Consider the following 681-nt stretch of genomic DNA (forward strand, 5'->3'; position numbering starts at 1 on the left):
CGGTAGAAACGAAAAAACCCGCTTGCGCGGGTTTGATCATTTTCTGAGTCATGGTGCCCAGGAGAGGACTCGAACCTCCACGAAGTTGCCCCCGCTAGCACCTGAAGCTAGTGCGTCTACCAATTCCGCCACCTGGGCGACTCAGGAGGAGAATTCTGCGGGAGAACGGTGATGCTGTCAACAGGATCGCGTGGGAAATGTTTCGTCAGTCGTCAGTCGTCGGTCGCCACGTCATCGTCGCGTTGATGCCACGCACATCGTGCGTTACGCACTGACGCCGGGCAGGGCCGCGCATTGACGAACCGCAGAAACGAAAAAACCCGCTTGCGCGGGTTTGATCATTTTCTGAGTCATGGTGCCCAGGAGAGGACTCGAACCTCCACGAAGTTGCCCCCGCTAGCACCTGAAGCTAGTGCGTCTACCAATTCCGCCACCTGGGCGACTCAGGAGGAGAATTCTGCGGGAGAACCGGTATTGTGTCAACAGGATGTCGCAGAAAATTTCGTTCGCCGCGCGATCCAGCGTGACCGCCGCCGATGCCGCGCGAATCGTGCGCGGGCGAGTGCAGGGCGGTAGAAACGAAAAAACCCGCTTGCGCGGGTTTGATCATTTTCTGAGTCATGGTGCCCAGGAGAGGACTCGAACCTCCACGAAGTTGCCCCCGCTAGCACCTGAAGCTAG

At 58.3% G+C, this 681-nt stretch carries 1 protein-coding gene and 2 tRNA genes; 1 reads left to right on the forward strand and 2 read right to left on the reverse strand.

Going from position 1 to position 681, the window contains the following annotated elements:
• Positions 1–51 precede the first annotated feature (51 nt).
• Both ABE422_RS18725 and ABE422_RS18730 read right to left on the reverse strand, forming a co-directional pair.
• A tRNA-Leu gene (locus ABE422_RS18725) sits at positions 52–138 on the reverse strand.
• A 215-nt stretch (positions 139–353) separates the two neighbouring features.
• A tRNA-Leu gene (locus ABE422_RS18730) sits at positions 354–440 on the reverse strand.
• 47 nt (positions 441–487) lie between these two features.
• Between ABE422_RS18730 and ABE422_RS18735 the strand changes: the two genes are divergently transcribed.
• A partial coding sequence (locus ABE422_RS18735) for a hypothetical protein (RefSeq protein WP_346466786.1) occupies positions 488–681 on the forward strand: 194 nt, incomplete at its 3' end.

The organism is Stenotrophomonas sp. TWI1151, assembly GCF_039673135.1.
Lineage (GTDB): Bacteria > Pseudomonadota > Gammaproteobacteria > Xanthomonadales > Xanthomonadaceae > Stenotrophomonas.